The organism is Tautonia sp. JC769 (assembly GCF_040717455.1).
GTDB lineage: Bacteria > Planctomycetota > Planctomycetia > Isosphaerales > Isosphaeraceae > Tautonia.
Genome location: NZ_JBFEFH010000045.1, coordinates 15,540 through 32,842, shown reverse-complemented (window position 1 = coordinate 32,842; position 17,303 = coordinate 15,540). Strand labels below are relative to the sequence as shown.

General features: G+C 68.2%; 13 protein-coding genes. 3 read left to right on the top strand and 10 right to left on the bottom strand.

Features of this window, described 5'->3' with window-relative positions; genetic code table 11:
• Positions 1–55 precede the first annotated feature (55 nt).
• From AB1L88_RS26065 to AB1L88_RS26020, 10 genes are all read right to left on the bottom strand, one after another.
• Positions 56–1,171 (bottom strand): enolase C-terminal domain-like protein, encoded by a 1,116-nt coding sequence (locus AB1L88_RS26065; RefSeq protein WP_367099647.1) that lies wholly within the window; start codon positions 1,169–1,171, stop codon positions 56–58.
• 11 nt (positions 1,172–1,182) lie between these two features.
• On the bottom strand, positions 1,183–2,784 hold the full coding sequence (locus tag AB1L88_RS26060) for a N,N-dimethylformamidase beta subunit family domain-containing protein (RefSeq protein ID WP_367099646.1): 1,602 nt from the start codon (positions 2,782–2,784) through the stop codon (positions 1,183–1,185).
• Between the two features lie 12 nt (positions 2,785–2,796).
• Positions 2,797–4,209, bottom strand: a complete 1,413-nt coding sequence (locus AB1L88_RS26055) for a sulfatase (protein WP_367099645.1) — start codon at positions 4,207–4,209, stop codon at positions 2,797–2,799.
• Between the two features lie 67 nt (positions 4,210–4,276).
• The gene (locus AB1L88_RS26050) at positions 4,277–5,197 is read right to left on the bottom strand and encodes a TIGR01777 family oxidoreductase (RefSeq protein ID WP_367099644.1); all 921 of its coding nucleotides are present in this window, start codon (positions 5,195–5,197) and stop codon (positions 4,277–4,279) included.
• Positions 5,198–5,317: 120 nt separating this feature from the next.
• Complete coding sequence (locus AB1L88_RS26045) at positions 5,318–6,721, bottom strand: sulfatase (protein ID WP_367099643.1); 1,404 nt, start codon at positions 6,719–6,721, stop codon at positions 5,318–5,320.
• Positions 6,722–6,744: 23 nt separating this feature from the next.
• Positions 6,745–8,253 carry a sulfatase gene (locus tag AB1L88_RS26040; RefSeq protein ID WP_367099642.1) on the bottom strand — a complete coding sequence of 503 codons (1,509 nt, stop codon included), beginning with the start codon at positions 8,251–8,253 and terminating at the stop codon, positions 6,745–6,747.
• A gap of 30 nt (positions 8,254–8,283) precedes the next feature.
• Positions 8,284–8,874, bottom strand: a complete 591-nt coding sequence (locus tag AB1L88_RS26035; RefSeq protein WP_367099641.1) for a hypothetical protein — start codon at positions 8,872–8,874, stop codon at positions 8,284–8,286.
• Positions 8,875–8,995: 121 nt separating this feature from the next.
• On the bottom strand, positions 8,996–9,586 hold the full coding sequence (locus AB1L88_RS26030; protein WP_367099640.1) for an HdeD family acid-resistance protein: 591 nt from the start codon (positions 9,584–9,586) through the stop codon (positions 8,996–8,998).
• Positions 9,587–9,661: 75 nt separating this feature from the next.
• Complete coding sequence (locus AB1L88_RS26025) at positions 9,662–11,212, bottom strand: sulfatase (RefSeq protein WP_367099639.1); 1,551 nt, start codon at positions 11,210–11,212, stop codon at positions 9,662–9,664.
• Positions 11,213–11,359: 147 nt separating this feature from the next.
• Positions 11,360–12,577 carry a formylglycine-generating enzyme family protein gene (locus AB1L88_RS26020; RefSeq protein ID WP_367099638.1) on the bottom strand — a complete coding sequence of 406 codons (1,218 nt, stop codon included), beginning with the start codon at positions 12,575–12,577 and terminating at the stop codon, positions 11,360–11,362.
• A gap of 385 nt (positions 12,578–12,962) precedes the next feature.
• Here AB1L88_RS26020 and AB1L88_RS26015 point away from each other — a divergent pair, with 385 nt between their 5' ends.
• The 3 genes from AB1L88_RS26015 (at position 12,963) to AB1L88_RS26005 (ending at position 17,095) form a co-directional block, all read left to right on the top strand.
• Positions 12,963–14,003, top strand: a complete 1,041-nt coding sequence (locus AB1L88_RS26015) for a DUF4349 domain-containing protein (RefSeq protein WP_367099637.1) — start codon at positions 12,963–12,965, stop codon at positions 14,001–14,003.
• A 110-nt stretch (positions 14,004–14,113) separates the two neighbouring features.
• Positions 14,114–15,499 carry a Gfo/Idh/MocA family oxidoreductase gene (locus AB1L88_RS26010; protein ID WP_367099636.1) on the top strand — a complete coding sequence of 462 codons (1,386 nt, stop codon included), beginning with the start codon at positions 14,114–14,116 and terminating at the stop codon, positions 15,497–15,499.
• Between the two features lie 291 nt (positions 15,500–15,790).
• Positions 15,791–17,095, top strand: a complete 1,305-nt coding sequence (locus tag AB1L88_RS26005; RefSeq protein ID WP_367099635.1) for a hypothetical protein — start codon at positions 15,791–15,793, stop codon at positions 17,093–17,095.
• Positions 17,096–17,303 lie beyond the last annotated feature (208 nt).

Below are 17,303 nucleotides of genomic sequence, written 5' to 3'. Positions count from 1 at the left end.
CTGGGGTCGGCACGACCCCAGCCACCCCGTTCCGTGAACAAAACATGGTTGACGATCAGCGGTCGACGCGGAAGCGTGCCAGCGCGTCTTCATCCAACTCGACGCCGAGGCCGGGGGTGTCGGGCACGGCGGCGGATTCGGGGCCGAGGTCGAGGGGGGTGGTGAGAAGGTCGGACTCGTGGTACTTGGGGCCGAGGATGTCGGCGGGGAAGCGCTCGCTCTTGATGTTGGGGACGGCGGCGGCGAGGTGGATCATGGCGGCGCTGCCGATGCCGAGTTCGAGGTTGCTGCCCATGTGGCACGGCAGGCCGGCGGCGGCGGCGATGTGGGCGATCTCGATCGAGGCGAGCAGGCCGCCGTTCTTGCCGGGGTAGAGGCTGATGACGTCGGCGGCCTGGGACCGGCAGACGCGCATGGCGTCGATGGCGGTCCAGACGCTCTCGTCGGCCATGATGGCCGGGCCGATGCTGCGCAGCTCTCGGGTGGCGTCGTCGAGGGCGGGGGTGAGCGGCTGCTCGGCGACGAGCAGATCGAGCGGGGTGAGCAGGCGGAGGGCCAGGCGGGCGGCGGGCACGTCCCAGCCGCAGTTCGCATCGACGGTCATGGGGATGTCGGGTCCGGCGACCTCGCGGACGGCCTTGACGCGGGCGAAGTCGCCGACCGGGTCGATGCCGACCTTGACCTTCAGGCAGGTGACGCCCCAGCCGAGGAAGGTCTCGGCGAGCTTGACCGCCTGGGGAGGGTCGAAGGCGCCGATCATCATCTTGGTGCGGATGCGGTCGCGGACCTTGCCGCCGAGGAGCTGGTGGACGGGCACGCCCGCGGCCTTGCCGGCGACGTCCCAGAGGGCCATCTCGACGGCGGCCTTGGTGAAGGGGTTTGCCTTCAAGGCGCGGTCCATGACGGCCCGGCAGGAGTGCAGGCGGGTCGGGTCCATGCCGCGGAGCGCGGGGGACAGGATGGACTCGACCGCGGCGACGGTGGACTGGCTCGTCTCGCCGCTCCAGATGGCCGAGACGGTCGCCTCGCCCAGGCCGACGACCCCTTCATCGGTGACGACGCGGATGATGGCGTAGTCGGAGGTGATGTGGTCGCCGTGGGCGGTCTTCGTGGTGAGGCCCGCCTTGAGCGGGACGGAGACGGGGATGGCTTCGATGCGTTCAATCTTCATGCGAACATCCTTCAGGGCGTGACCGGCCCCTCGTCGAGGAACCGGCGGAAGACGTTGCTCGTGATGGTGGAAATGGCATCATCGACGAGCAAGCAGGCAGGGTAAGTGATCGAGGCGGCGGCGAAGACGGCGCCGCCGGACGGGGTGGCGTAGAGGGAGAGGTGGGCGCCCCCCTCGTCGACGTTCTCCCCGCGTGCGATGGCGCGGACGCCGGGGGGGGAATGGGGCGTGACCTTGTCGGTCTCGTGGCCGGAGGCGCCGCCGTCGCAACGCATGTGCAAGCTCCGGAATCCGAAGCGGTCGCCATTGGAGAGATTGGTGCCGGCGAAGGCCCAGTGATCGGCGTCGGTCGCCCGGAACGGGGCGGCGGTCATGGCGCCCGAGTAGGTGAAGGCGACGCCGAGGAGCGTGGCCTCGGAGACGCCGGTGGTGAGGTGGAAGCGGCTGTCGAGGCCGCAGGGGTAGACCTGGGATTCTCGGCCGTTGTGGACGATCATCGTGTCGGGGTCGGGGAGGGTGACCTCGCAGTTGACCCCGTTGCCGCCGAGGTAGACGACCCGGCCGCCCCGGTGATCGACCCAGTCTTTCACGCGATCATACATCGCCTTCGTCCAGTATTCCGGATGGGGGGCGAGGACGAGGACGCGGTAGGCGTCGAGGTCGAGGGTGCCGTCGTGGAGCTGGTTGTCGGCGTAGACGTCGTGGGGGAACCCTTCGCGTTCGAGCCAGGAGAGGATGCGCCACTCGCTCGGGGCGAGGTGGCAGGAGGCGCGGCCCTGGATCGGGTCTTCGGGGCGTTCGTCGAGGTCGATGTCGTTGACCAGTTCGGGGCGATCGAACGACAGGGGAGCATACGAGTCGGCGTCGTAGGTGACGTGGTTGGGGTCGGTGTAGCGGCGGAGTTCCTGGCGGGCGTTGACGGTGGGCCGGAGGGGCAGGCGGTCGGGGCTGATGTAGTTGCTCCGGCCGCCGAAGGCGTTGTAGGCGTTCCAGGTCATCGTGGCGGCGAGGAAGGCGATGGGGGCCGAGGGCTTGGCGGGGGCGACGACCCAGGGGAAGGCGAAATGCTGGCCGGAATTGGTCCGGGCGTGGAAGTAATAGAGCCCGGAGCGGTCGGGGGCGGTGGCGTACTGGCGGTGGACGGGGCTGGCGTAGCCTTCGCGGTTCCAGGCGACGCCGGTCCGGGTGTAGTCTCCGTCGGGGCTGATTTGCGCGGTGGCGCGGGGGCCGTGCTCGTCGTGCCAGCCGAGGTTGCGGATATGCTCGACCGCTCGGCCGTAGCGGTAGAGGTCGAGGCGGTAGAGTTCGGGGGAGTGGACGCGGAACTCGGACTCCTCGCCCGATCGGACCCACTTGGGCCAGGCGTAGCCGAGCAGGCGATCGGAGAGGAGGCGGAAGTGGTGCGGCCGGGTGTTGGGAAAGGTCAGGCGGACCCGCTTCGAGCCGAAGCCCGGGGCCGCCAGGGTGACGACGTAGGGGCCGGGCATGAGGGCGGCGTGGATGGAACCGTCGGCCTGGGAGTGGGCGGCGACCGATCCGGAGGGGCCTTCGAAGGTGATCGAGACCTCGGGCAGGGCGACGTAGCGTTCGTCGCTGACGAATCCAATGAACATGGGTGGGCGTTCTCAACGGCGGCCGAAGCCGGGGGGGAGGGGGTCGGTCATCGGGGCGATTTCGGTGGTGAATTTCTCGCCGCTGACGCGGTTGGTGTTGTCCGCGCGGCGGCGATAGGTGGGCGGGAAGTCGCCGGTGCTGGCGATCCAGTCGTCGAGCCGGCCGGTCAGCTCGGCGACGAGCGGGGCATACTCGGGGAGACCGGCGAGGTTTTCGAGTTCGTCGGGGTCGGACTGGAGGTCGAACAGCTCGATCTCGGGGCGAGGGACCTGGAATTGCTGGGCCTGGGCGGGCGTGAGGGCGCCGCGGGTTTTGAGGGCCTGGAGCGCGTCCCAGGAGGGGCAACTGCTGACGTCGGAGGGGTTGCCGTAGGGGAGGTCGGTGTAGGCGTTGCGGATGAGCTTGTAGCGGTCGGTTCGGATGCTGCGCATGTGCTGGTCGCAGTTATGCCAGTTCCGCTCGCTGAAGACGGCGTCGTGTCCGGGGCGGGTGGGGTCGTCGAGCACGGGGGTCATGCTGCGGCCTTGCATGTCGGCGGGGACGGGGAGGCCGGCGAGTTCGAGGAAGGTGGGGGCGAGGTCGATCACGCTGGCGAGGCCGTCGTGGACGGAGCCGGGGGCGATGCGACCGGGCCAGGAGGCGATCAACGGGGTGCCGATGCCGGAATCATAAAGGGTCCCCTTGGCGCGGGGGAAGGGCATGCCGTTGTCGGAGAAGAAGACGACGAGGGTGTCGTCGGTGCGGCCCCGGCGGTCGAGTTCGGCGAGCATGGTGCCGATGTCGCCGTCCATGCGGGCGATCTCGTCGTAGTAGAGGGCGAGGTCGGCCCGTGTCTCGGGGGTGTCGGCGAGGTACGGGGGGACGATGGCGTCGGCCTCGGTGTGGGGCTCGTCGATCGCGCCGGCCTGGTAGGGGCGGTGGGCGTCTCGGAAGCCGACCCAGAGGAAGAACGGGCGGTCGCCGGCCTCGTCGAGGAATTCGGGGAAGCGGTCGACCTGGCGGGCGTACCAGTCGAACTGGGCATCGCCGGCGGGGCCGTAATGGGTCTTGAGCATGTGGCCGGTGTGGTAGCCGGCGCGTTTGAGCAGGGTGGGCAGGAACGGTTGATGCTCGGAGAGCGGCATGTGCAGATCTTCCGCGCCGGTCGCGTGGGGATATTTGCCGGTGAGGACGCTGATCCGGGTCGGGCTGCAGGAGGAGGTGGTGAGGAAGGCGTTGGCGAAGGTCAGGCCGCCGGCGGCGAGGGCGTCGATGTTGGGCGTGCGGACGGTGGGATGGCCGTAGCAGCCGAAATCCTTCCAGGAGACGTCATCCGCCAGGAAGACGAGGATGCTGGGGGGCCGCTGCGGTTCGGGGCCTTCGGCGGCGGCGGGAGAGCTGACGATCATCCCCGTCACAAGAAGTACGAATAACAGGCGAAGCATGGGGGTGTGCCTCCTTGGTTGAACGTCGAGTACTCATGAAAATGCCCACGGACCAAGACTTCGAAACTCAATGCTCTGATCTCACCACCTCGCGCAGCGCGGCATCCAACTCCGGGTAACGGAAGGTGAAGCCGGCGGCGAGCAGCCGCTCGGGGTAGACGTAGCGGCCGTACAAGGCCAGGTCGGGGTCGGTGCGGAGGACCAGGGGGGCCCCCAGGCGGACCAGCCACGCGGGGGCCGGCAAGCCGATCGGGATGCCCAGCGCCTGGCGCAAGGCGCGCATGAACTCGGCCTGGCTCACGGGGCTCGGCGCGCTGCAGATGTAAGGGCCCGCGTAGCGGTCGTCTTCAACGGCCGCCTGGATGATCGCGTTCATGTCGGCTTCGTGGATCCAGGAGAAACCCTGTCGTCCGCTGCCGACCCTGCCGCCCAATCCCAGGCGGGCGATGCGGGTCAGGCTGGCCATCGCGCCGCCGCCGCGACCTACGACGAAACTCGTCCGCAAGCGTACTTCGCGCATCCCTTGCGGGAGCGATTCGGCCAGCGCGGCCTCCCAGGCCCTGCCCACGGTCGGGGCCAGTCCGTAGCCGAAGGCGTCGCCCTCGGTGATCCGCTGCTCGCCCGGGTCGCCGTAGATGTGGGCGGTCGACATCTGCACCCAGACCGGCGGGCGGTTCTCGGTCTGCGCGAGGGCCGCGCCGATGGCCCGGGTCGCGTCGACCCGCGAGCGGAGGATCTCGTCGCAGTGATCGGGCGTCTTGATGCAATCGACCGATCTCCCGGCCAGGTTGACCACGGCGTCGGCGCCGTCGAGCCAGCGAGACCAGTCGCCGGGGGTGCGGCCGTCCCATTTCGCGTGGCGGGGATTCCCCCCGTCCGGGTTCGCGGTGCGGCCGAGCGCGACGACCTCGTAGCCCTGCGCCGTCAGGTGACGGGCGAGGCTGCTCCCGATGAATCCGGTGCCACCGGCGATGACAATGCGTTTCATGTGTCGAACGTGCGGGAGGTGGGCGGTTCGGCGCACCTGGCCGCAGTCCTCGCACCCAAAAAATCGGATCGTTCTCGGTCGTCGCTCCTGAGGATGCCCTGCCGGTGGCTTCGATGCAACTCACAACCGCCCCGGGGGGCGAACTCCGGCGCCTCTTTGGTCGGTGGAGGTGTCGCCCAGGTCGCCTCGGGCGCGTCCGACGAGGGCCTGCAATCGCTTGACGACCTCGGGGTGATCGGCCTGCACGTCGGTCGATTCGCCGGGGTCGTCGGCGAGGTTGAACAGGGCGAGGTCGATGGATCGGGCGATGTACGGGGCGGGCTGGCCGTCGGATCCCCCCTGCCCTTCGAGGCTGCGGTATTCGTGGGGCAGGTGGAGCTTCCAGGGGCCGGAGCGGACGGCCTGGAGCTCGCGTCCCCAGTAGAAATAGAGGGCGTCGTGCGGCGATCGGGCGTCGGGCTCGCCGAGCAGGAGCGGGGAGATGTCGAGGCCGTCGATCGGGTGATCGGGGACCGAGGCGCCGGTCTGGGCGGCGATGGTGGGCAGGAGGTCGATGGTCATGGCGGGTTCGTCGGTCGAGGTGCCGGCGGGGATGCGGCCGGGCCACCAGGCGATCGTCGGCTCGCGCTGGCCGCCGTCGAAGGTGGTGCCTTTGCCCTCGCGCAACGGGCCGGCGGAGCCGGCGTGGTTGCCGTACGAGAGCCATGGGCCGTTGTCGGAGGTGAAGACGACGAGGGTGTTTTCGTCCAGGTCGAGGCGGCGGAGGGTGTCGAGGATCTGGCCGACCGACCAGTCGATCTCCATGATCACGTCGCCGTAACGCCCCTGCTCCGACTTGCCTTCGAACTTGTCGGAGACGAACAGGGGGACGTGCGGCATGCTGTGGGGGACGTAGAGGAAGAAGGGTTGATCCCGGTTCCGCTCGATGAACGAGACGGCGCGTTCGGTGTACCAGGTGGTGAGGTTCCGCTGGTCGGGGTTCAGCTCGATCACCTCCTCCCCTTCGATCAAGGGGAGCGGCGGGTAGCGGTCGCCGGCGGTCGGGTGGTGGGGCCACATGTCGTTCGAGTAGGGCAGGCCGAAGTACTCGTCGAAGCCGTGCCGGGTGGGCAGGAACTGCGGGTCGTCGCCGAGGTGCCACTTGCCGAAGATGGCGGTGGCGTAGCCGAGGGGCTTGAGCATCTCGGCAATCGTCACTTCGTCCGCGTTCAGGCCGGTTTTGGCCCCGGGGCCGAGGGCGCCGATGATGCCGATGCGGTTCGGGTAGCAGCCGGTGAGCAGGGCCGCCCGGGAGGCGGAGCAGACGGCCTGGGCGGCGTAGAAGTTGGTGAAGGTGCGGCCCTCGGCGGCCATGCGGTCGAGGTGGGGGGTTTCGAATCCCTCGGCGCCGAAGACGCCGACGTCGGCGTAGCCCTGGTCGTCGGTGAAGATGATGACGACGTTCGGGGGGCGGTCCTCGGCGGCGGCCGGGGCGGCGAGGGCGGGGACGATGAGCGCGAGCGTTCCAATCGAACGGATGAGCATGGGTTGCCTCGGTCGAGGGAGGGTCAGGGCATCTTCTCGGACGGGACGATGGGGGAGCCTTCCCAGATGGCGGTCTGGCCGTCGAAGGTGAGCACGCGATGCTGGCTGCCGGGCGCGGGGGGGCGATCGACGGCCGGGAGCCAGCGGCGATGCTCGGCGAGGATCGGCTCGTAAGTCGGGTCGAGCGCGAGGTTGGTCCATTCCTCGGGATCGGCCTCGAGGTCGTAGAGTTCCTCGGAGCCGTCGGCGTAACGGATGAATCTCCAGCGATCGGTGCGGATGCCGTGATTCCCCTGGTTGTGGGTGGTGATGGCGGGCCAGGGGCGATCGGCGGCGGGGTCGTCGATCAGCGGGGCGAGGCTGTGCCCTTCGAGCGGGAGGCCGGGCCGGGGGGACAGGTTGCAGAGGTCGATGAGGGTCGGGAAGAGGTCGAGCAGCTCGACCGGCCGATCGCACCTTTGGTCTTCCGGCAGATCGGGGCCGGCGACGATGAGGGGGACGCGGGTCGAGGGCTCCCAGAGGGTATTCTTGCCGCTGATCGCCTTCTCGCCGAGGTGGTAGCCGTGGTCGGACCAGAGGACGACGATCGTGTCGTCGCCGTGCCCGGAGGCGTCGAGGGCGTCGAGCACGCGGCCGACCTGGGAGTCGACGAAGCTGATGGAGGCGAGATAGGACTGGACGAGGGATCGCCAGTGGCCGTTGGCCTCCATCCACGACAGCCGGGGCTCGGGCAGGGACCAGTGGAGGTACCAGGAGAACTCGGGGGTGTCGAGGCGATCGCCGCGGAAGACGCGGGGCATGATCAAGGTTTCATCGGGATACAGGTCGAACCATTCTTGCGTGGCGTAGCAGGGGACGTGCGGCAGGAAGAAGCCGACGGCGAGGAAGAAGGGGTCGTCGATGCCGGATTCGAGCTGCTCGACGGCCCAGGAGGCGACCTGGTAATCCCCCTTGTCCTCGTCGCGGTGGGGGAAGGTGCCCCAGTCCATCAGGGGGTGGTTGCCGACGGGAGTGGGGCTGATGAGCTTCTCGGGGGGCCGGGCGCCGACGGCGGAGGGGGTGCCGTAGGTGTCGAACTCGCGGGGCCGATCGGGCGCGGGGGGATAGCCGCCGTGGTAGATCTTGCCGGTCGAGAGGGCGGTGTAGCCGTGGTCGCGGAAGTGCTGGGGCAGCGAGACGACGTCGGCGAAGTCGTCGACCGAGCGGAACCAGGGGGCGAGGCCGTAGATGCCGGTGGTCGAGGGGCGCAGGCCGGTCAGGATGCTGGTACGCGAGGGGTTGCAGAGCGGTGACTGGGTGTGGGCGTTGGTGAACAGGGTGCCGCGGCGGGCGAGGCGGTCGATGTTCGGCGTCCGGGCCTGCGGGTGCCCGCCGAGGCCGCCGACCCAGTCGTTCAGGTCGTCGATGGCGAGGAAGAGGACGTTGGGCCGGCCCGAAGCCTCGGTTTCGGCCCTGGCCGCGGAAGGGATGGCCGCGCAGGCCAGGACCAAGACCACGGCCAGGGGAAGAATTTTCAACTGAGCAAATGTCATGAAACGGTTCCTCGATTCGGGGGCGGCCGGCTAGCTGCCGGCCTCGCCGTGGCGTCGCAACGCCTGGGCGAAGGCCATCCAGACGACGCCCGAGAAGATGACCTCGATGCCGAGCAGGAGGGGGATGCTCCAGAGGAGCCCTCCGTACCAGGCCGCGAGGATCATCCCCGCGATGAGCAGCCCGAAGGCGCCGTGGAAGACCGAAACCTCGCGATGCGTGTACGATTTGATCAATCCCAGCCCAATCCTCGACAGGGCCATGGTGGTCACGAGGACGGCGACCGCCAGCATCAATCCGGCCGAATCTCCGGCGTAATCGGAGAAGAGGACGATGCCGATGCCGCCGTAGAGCAATCCGTTCATCGTGGCGACGACCGAACCGATCCATCGGCGCGCCATGACGGCCCCGGCGATCTGGAACGCGCCGAGGATCACCATGAGCCAGCCGGACGCCAGGGCGGTGGTCTGGGTCAGGAAGAAGGTGCTGAAAATCAATGCCAGGCCCAGGAGCATGGTGAGTGCCCCCAGGCCGGCGAACACGGGCCATCGGGCGGGAATTTCGGACAGTCGGTCCTGGTCGATCCGGGGTTCGGGAGCGGTTCGGGGGTCGGCGGCGCTCATGGGAGGGGCTCCTGGGTCGGGAGGTCGGGAGGTCGGGAGGAGGTCCTCCCTCTCATCGCCGGCAACTCGCGCACCAGACGGGCCGAAACGGTCGCCGATCGACCCTCCGAACGTTTGGGCATCAGTTTGCCTTTGGCAACCGGCGCAGGAGCATGGCGAGCATCACCCAGGTCCAGCCGGTGAACAGGACCTCAAGCCCCACGAACAGGCCGATCACCCAGAGGCTCGCCCCGGGCCATTGCCGCCAGATGAGCAGGCCGAGCAGGGTGGCGAGCACGCCGCCGGCCAGGGTCCAGCCCCAGGCTTCGAATCTCAAGGTCAGGGCCACGGTGATCCGGAACACGCCGCCGACGACCAGGAAGGCGGCGATGATGAGGGTGAGGAATTCGGCCGTCTCGGTCGGGTGGTCGACGATCAGGACGCCGACCACCGCGTAGAGGACCCCGGACAGCAGGGCCAGGAAGAATCCGCTCCAGCGGCGGACCCAGAAGGCGGCGACGAACTGGGTGATGCCGCTCAGGATCAGGAGGACGCTGAGCATCCAGACCGCCGCCAGCGTGCCGACCCACGGGACGCCGATCAGGAGCGACCCGAGCACGATGAGCACCACGCCGAGCACGAAGAACCCGACCCAGTTGGCCCGGATCTCGCTCAACTCGTTGCGGATCATCGTATGCAGGGGAGACGGACCGGGGACGATCGGATCGGACATGGGCGCGGGCCTTTCGAAGGGGGTGGGGTTGCTCCTCCGTGCCGAGATTCAACGCGTCGCGTCGTCCTGATGAGTTCAGCGGCGATCGGTGCCCGGCGGGAGTTCGCGGAGCAACTCGCCGGGGAAGTCGGCGGCAGGGGAGCCGTCGGCGTTCCGGAGGTTCTGCGAGCCGCCCCGGTCGGGATAGATGGGGATGCTCATGCCGCCGGTCTGTCCCAGGGTCTCGAACAGTCGGGCCTTGAGCTGCGTGACGACCTGCTGATGATCCTCGCTGAAGATCAGGTTCGTCGTCTCGTTCGGGTCGGCCTGGATGTCGTACAGCTCGTCGAGGTCCCAGAGGCCGTGGGGGCGGATGAACTTGTACTGATCGGTCCGGAGCGCGAAGATCGTCGGCGTCTGGGGGAAGTTGCGCTCCCAGTAGTATTCATACAGGAGGGCGTCGCGCCAGGGGATCTCCTCGCCCGTGCCGAGCTTCAGGAAGCTCTGGCCGTCCATGTGGTCGGGGGCCTGCAGGCCGGCGGCTTCGAGGATGGTCGGGGCGATGTCGATGTTGGCCACGACCTGCTCGACGGTCGATCCGCCCGGGAAGAGGTCGGGGCATTGCATGATCATCGGCACGCGCATCGACCATTCGTAGGCGACGCGCTTGTCGATCAGGCCGTGCTCGCCGAAGCCGAAGCCGTTGTCGCCCATGTAGATGACGAGCGTTTCGTCGAGGACGCCCTTCGCTTCCAGCGCGTCGAGCACCCGGCCGATGCTGTCATCGACCCCGAGCAGGGTCTCGCAGTAGTCGCGGTAATATTCGGCCACGTCGAGCGTGCTGTGGTAGGGGAACTCGACGCCGTGCCAGCTATTGCGCTGGTTCTTGACCCACATCGGGCGGTGTTTGGTGCGCTCGGGGGAGGGGTCCATGGTCTCGGGGGCGTCGAAGGGGGCGTCGTCGTAGCGGCCGGCGTGGCGCTCGGCGGGGATGAACTCGGCATGCACTCCTTTATGCGAGAGGTAGAGGCAAAAGGGTTTGTCATCAGGCCGCTCGCCGAGCCAATCGAGGGCGTAGTCGGTCAATTCGTCGGTGATGTAGCCCTGCTGGGGCACGCGCTCGCCGTCGACGTTCAGGCCGTTGCGGCCCGGGAGATAGGTGCCCTGCCCCCGGAAGCTGACCCAGCGGTCGAAGCCGGGGCGGGGGTCGTCGGACCCGCCCCCCATGTGCCACTTGCCGATGAAGGCGGTGTCGTAGCCGGCGGCCTGGAGGTACTGGGCGAAGAAGACGGTCCCCTCGGCGACGGGGTTGTTGTTATCCACAACCTTGTGATTGTGGGCGTACTGGCCGGTGAGGATCGAGGCCCGGCTGGGGGAGCAGAGCGAGGTGGTGACGAACGCATTCTTCAGGTGCACGCCGTCGGAGGCGATCCGGTCCATGTTCGGCGTCTCGACGAACGGGTGGCCGAGGAAGCCCATGGCGTCGAACCGGTGGTCGTCCGCGAGGATGAAGACCACGTTGCGCGGTTTCGCACCGTCGATGCGCGGCAACTCAAGATTCGGTCCCTCCTGCCGGGCCTGCGCCACGCCGGTCAGGCAGAGGAACACGATCAACACGCAACGCCTGGGCACGGTTCGAACCGTCATCAAGGGGGTCCTCATGGTTCGGTTGCGAGGGGAGAGGGGCTTCGGAAGGCATCGGCCGGATCGCCTCGCCATGATACTCGGGTCCGGGGCGTCAGGCGACCTGGCGGCGGGCGTGCGGCATCGATGGCCGTCGGCGACGCGCCTGGCTTATCGCGAGGCAGCAACGACGCAGCGGAAGCCGACGTGCGGGTTGCCGGTGTCGATGGCCCCCTTGCCCCGGGTGCCGACCCGGTAGCGCACGCAGTAGAGATCGCTGCACATGAAGGACCCGCCGCGCTGGACGCGCTTGGGGACGCCCGGCTCCATCGGGTCGAACGACTCGTCGGGGCCGGTGGGGTTGCGCTCGGGGCTGGTCCGGTAGTAATCGTGCCGGTACCAGTCGGCGCACCATTCCCAGACGTTGCCGGCCATGTCGAACAGGCCGAAGCCGTTGGGGGGGAACTGGGCGACGGGGGCGATGCCGGCGAAGCCGTCCTCGGCGGTGTCCTCGACCGGGAACTGCCCTTGCCAGTTGTTGACCATCGGCTGGCCGTCGGGGTGCCGCTCGTCTCCCCAGGTGTAGGTGGCCCGATCGAGGCCGCCCCGGGCGGCGAATTCCCATTCGGCCTCGGTCGGCAGGCGCTTGCCGGCCCACTCGGCATAGGCGAGCACGTCTTCGAACGCCAGGTGGATGACCGGGTGGTCCATGCGGTCGGCGATGCCCGACCCGGGCCCCTCCGGGTGCTTCCAGTCGGTGCCCGGCTTCCAGGCCCACCATTGCAGGGCGTCGTCGAGCCGGACGGGGTGGTCGGGGGGATTGAAGACGATCGAGCCGGGGGAGAGGTCCTCGGGGGCGATGCCGGGGTAATCGGCCGGGTCGATCGGGCGCTCGGCGACGGTGACGTAGCCGGTGGCGTCGACGAACGCCTGGAACTGGGCGTTCGTCACCTCGGTTTTGTCCATCCAGAAGCCGTCGACGGTGACGAGGTGGACCGGCTGGGCGTCGGGGAACTGGCCGTCGTCGGTCCCCATCCAGAAGGTGCCGCCGGGGATCCAGACCATCCCCTCGTCGGGAGGAGGGCCGGGGGGGGAGGTGTCGTTGACGCGGTGGGCCGAGCGCCGGGCCTCGGACCTGGCCTGGGGGGAGAGGGTTGATGCCTTCGGCGTCTCGGTCCTCGCCCGCTCGGCCTCGAAGAAGGCGGTCAGCCGCTCGTCCTGCGCACGTTGCTCGCGGTCCTCGGCCAGACCACCACCCCTGAACGCGAGATACGCGAAGACGGCCGTGCCGACGACGACCGGCATCAGCAGCCCGAGGCGCGATGTCCTCGATCGCTCGGAAGGCCCCTTGCCCGGCCCCTTGCTCTTGGTCTTGGTTGCCTTCGACACGATTGCCTCTGCGGGAAGGGAGGAAATGATGCTCGTCGTTCCGAGTCGGTGTTGAGTTCAAGTCTAACGACCAAAAAGGCGGGGGACCAACCCTCGACCCGGGCCCGGCGTCGGCCGGTTTCCGGAAAAAACGAGGAACCGCCTAAGCATTCCGCACGTCCGATCGTAAGAGAGAGCGAAGCTCTGATCGCCCTGCGAGGCGAATGGGGGCCTGGCGCCGGCCGATGGGTTTGGCGGTTTGCCCCCGGTCGTCCGTATTGATCAGAAGGACGATGCGCGATTTCGATGAGGTTTGCTCATCGATTTCATCGGGGACGCGGCGCGTCCCTGTCCCGTCTCCCTGCCCTTCCCTTTCGTTCACATCGTGATTGAGGCGTCGATTCCCATGCGCCCGACTCCTGGCCTGCTGGTTTTGCTCATCCTGGCTCACTCGGGTTGCGGGGCGGCCGATCCCCGGGCCATGTCGCGGACGGCGGCGACGGTCGAATCCGAGATGGAGTCGCGCACAATCGGGTATGCGGCCCTGGCCGAGCCGTCCTCGGACCGCGCCATGGGGGCGGCGGGGGAGATGGCGATGGGCGGCATGATGGGGATGATGGGCGCGGCCAGTCCCCTGGAATTGCAGGACGCCCCGCCCCCGGAAGAGGCCGGTTTCAATCGCAAGATCATCTACGATGCGCAGATCGACCTGGAGGTGGAGGACCTCGACCCGGCGGCCGATCGGCTGGTGAGCCTGGTCCAGCAGCACCGGGGGTACATCGCCGAGCAGGACGTTGCCGGTTCTCCCGGCTCGAAGCGGTCGGCGAAGTGGAAGCTGCGCGTGCCGGTCGAGGAGTTCGAGGCGTTCGTGCAGGAATTGCTCTCGCTCGGCGAGCTGAAGCGCAACGTGAGGACCTCGCAGGACGTGAGCGAGCAGTTCTACGACATCGAGGCCCGCATCCGGAACAAGCGGGTCGAGGAGGAGACGATCCTCAAGATCCTCGAAGAGCGCAGCGGCCAGCTCGAAGACGTCTTGAAGGTCCAGGTCGAGCTGAGCCGGGTCCGGGGCGAGATCGAGCAGATGGAGGGCCGCCTGCGGGTCCTGGAGAACCTGTCGAGCCTGGCGACCGTGACGGTGAACCTCCGCGAGCGGGACGACTATGCGCCGGCGGCCCCCGTGGTCCCGGACTTTCGGACGAGAGTCGCGCGGGCCTGGAGCGGTTCGGTCACCGACCTTCGGACCTCGGCCGAGAATTTCGTCGTCTTCGTGTCGGAGCGGGCGCTCCCGACCCTGGTCGTCTTGCTCGCGTTGATCGCGGTCTTCCCGCTGGTCCGGAGGCTCTGGAGACGACTGCTCCGGGCATTGCCCCGGCTCTGGGAGCAGCTTCGAAGGCCGATCGGGTCGTCGCCGGAGGTCCCTCCTTCTCCTCCCGAACCCTCTCGGTAGGCCCTTGGGAATCGGCTCGGGAGGCGTTAGGCTCGGTCTTCGCATCGCTCGGATCACCGGACCTCTCAGGACCGGATTCGTGGATGGACCGAACACAAAGGAGCCCCGCCATGATCGACGCGACGCCCCCCCCGGCCGATCGGTTGACCTCCTCCGCCTCACAACGGCCCTCGCGCCGCCGCTTCCTGCAGACGGCGGCCGGCGCGACGCTCGGTGTGATCGCCGCCCCGGCGATCGTCCGAGGCCGGAACCTGAACGACAAGCTGAACATCGCCGTGATCGCCACCGGGGGCCGAGGGGGGCACAACCTCAGCCAGGTGGCCTCCGAGAACATCGTCGCCCTGTGCGACGTGTTCGAGCCCGCCGTCGATCGCGCGGCGAGCGAGCACCCGAAGGCGAAGCGATACACCGATTTCCGCCGCGTGTACGACGACGCGAACCGCTTCGACGCCGTCGTCGTCAGCACCCCCGAGCACACCCACGCCGCGGCCACCCTGCCCGCCCTCTTGCTGGGCAAGCATGTTTATCTGGAAAAGCCCCTGTCTTACAACGTGGCCGAGGCCCGGATCCTCCGCGAGGCCGCCGCGAAGGCGAACGTCGCCACGCAGATGGGCACGCAGATTCACGCCGGAGAGAACTACCGACGTGTTGTTGAGATGATCCAGACCGGCGCGATCGGCCCGGTCCGCGAGGCTCATGTCTGGGTCGGCCGCGCCTGGGGGCTCCAGTCGGCCGAGGCCGCCGAGCGGAACCGCGACATCGTGTATGTCACCGATCGGCCGACCGATTCCTCGCCGATCCCCGAGGGGCTCGACTGGGATCTCTGGCTCGGACCCGCGCCCGAGCGGCCGTATCACGAGGTCTACTGGCCGGGGCCGAAGTGGTACCGCTGGTGGGACTTCGGCAACGGCACCATGAGCGACCTGGGCAGCCACTGGAACGACCTGCCCTTCTGGGTGCTTGAGTTGAAGGCCCCGCTGACGATCGAGGCGTTCGGCCCGCCGCCGCATCCGGAGATCGCCCCCGCCTCGATGCGAGCGGTGTACGAGTACGGCGCCCGGGGGGATCAGCCCCCCGTCACCCTCACCTGGTATCAAGGGGACGAGAAGCCCCAGCCCTGGACCGACGGCACCATCCCGCAGTGGAACAGCGGCGTGTTGTTCGTCGGCGACAAGGGGATGCTGCTCGCCGATTACGGGAAGTACCTCCTCCTTCCCGAGGACCAGTTCGAGGGCTTCACCCCCCCCGAGCCGTTCCTCACCCGCCCCGCCAGCCACCATGCCGAGTGGGTCGACGCCTGCAAGACCGGCTCTCCGACCGGCTCGAACTTCGAGTACGGCGGCTGGCTGACCGAGGCGAATCACCTGGGGAACGTCGCCTACCGCGTCGGCCGCAAGATCGAGTGGGACGCCGACGCCATGCGCGCCACCAACGCCCCCGAGGCCGAGCCGTTCCTGACCCGAGAGTACCGCTCTGGCTGGTCGCTCGACTCCTGAGCCAGGCAGTCTCTGAGGAGACGAGCAGAAGTCAGGAGCCACGGATGAAACACGGATGGAACACGGATCGGAATCGATCGGAGCGACGACTGCAACGGTCTCGCTGAGGATCGGATCAAACGGATCATTCTTTCCTATCTGTGTTTCATCTGTGTTTCATCCGTGTTTCATCCGTGGCTCAATTCCTCTCCGTAATGTGTGAATCAGCTGATCCCGCCCTTCCCTTGTCGAACGCAGAGGGAAGCCTCCCCGCCCTGTCCCACCGACCTGTCCATCCGCGGAGCCGAGTTGATGACCGGACCGAGATCGAACCCACTTTCGCGCCGAACCTTCCTGGCCTCGACCGCCGCCGTGGCCGCCGCCGCCGGGACCTCGATGGGGGCCGCCCCGATCGCCCGGGCCCCGAAGCAGGAGCGGAAGACCATCGCTCTGATCGGCACCGAGGTGCGCACGCATTCCCATGCGCAGCATTTCATCGATCGGTTCTTGCTCGGCTACGCCTGGGAGGGGGAGTGGCGGGAACCCGGCGTGGATCTGGTGTCCCTCTACGTCGACCAGTTCCCCGAGGGGGATCTGGCCCGGTCCCAGGCGGCCCGATTCGAGGTGCCGATCTACCCGACGATCGCCGAATCGCTGACGATGGGGACCGGGTCGCTGGCGGTCGACGGCGTGGTGGTCATCGGCGAGCACGGCCGCTACCCGCGCAACGAGATGGGCCAGACGCGCTACCCGCGTTACGACTTCTTCAAGCAAATCGTCTCGGTCTTCGAACAATCGGGCCGAAGCGTGCCGGTGTTCAATGACAAGCACCTGTCGACCGATTGGGCCGAGTGCGTCGAGATGGTCGAGGACGCCAAGCGGCTCGACTTCCCCTTCCTGGCCGGGTCGTCCTTGCCCGTCACCTGGCGATTGCCCGCGGTGGACATGCCGTACGGGGCCGATCTGAGGGAGAGCGTCTGCGTCGGCTACGGCGGGGCCGACAGCTACGACTTCCACGGCCTCGAGACGGCGCAGTGCATGTCGGAACGCCGCAAAGGGGGCGAGGTGGGGATTGCCTCCGTCCAGGCCCTGCGCGGCAAGGCGGTCTGGGACCGGGTCGCGCAGAGCGAGACGACCGCCCGCCTGTTCCTGGCCGCCCTGAGCCGCAGCCACACCCTGCCGGTGGTCAATGGGTATCCGACCGATCCCCCCTCGATCGAGTGGGCCCGGCAGGTCTTCCCGAATGCCTTCGCCTACTTCATCGAGCACCGCGACGGCTTCAAGACCACGCTGTTCATGTGCCCGGTGCAGGATTTCACCTATGCCGGACTCATCGGCGACGAGGACCGCGTCGTCTCCTGCCAGATGCACCTGCCCATGCCCGGACGATCGGCCACGACGGCCGACTTCTTCAACCCGCTCGTGTACCACATCGAGCAGATGGTGATCGAGAATCGGGCCCCCTACCCCGTCGAGCGGACCCTGTTGACCTCCGGCATGACCCTGGCCGGCGTCACCTCCCTGTTCCGCAACGGTCAGGTGGTCGAGACCCCCGAGATGGAGGTGCGCTACACGGTTCCCGAGGACTCGTTCTACGTGAACGCCGACCACGCGTGATCGGTGTCGATCGGATCGGCAGAAATGCTCATCCCCCTCTGTCCCGATGTTGGGGCGAGGGGGATGCGGCCTTGCAGACTATGCCTTCGTGGGATTCACCGTTCTGGCCCCCTCTCCCCGCCTGCGGGGAGAGGGTTGGGGTGAGGGGGCCCGGGCCGAAACTCCAGGCCTCGCGTTCGTGCAAAGCCCCCCTCACCCGGCCTTCGGC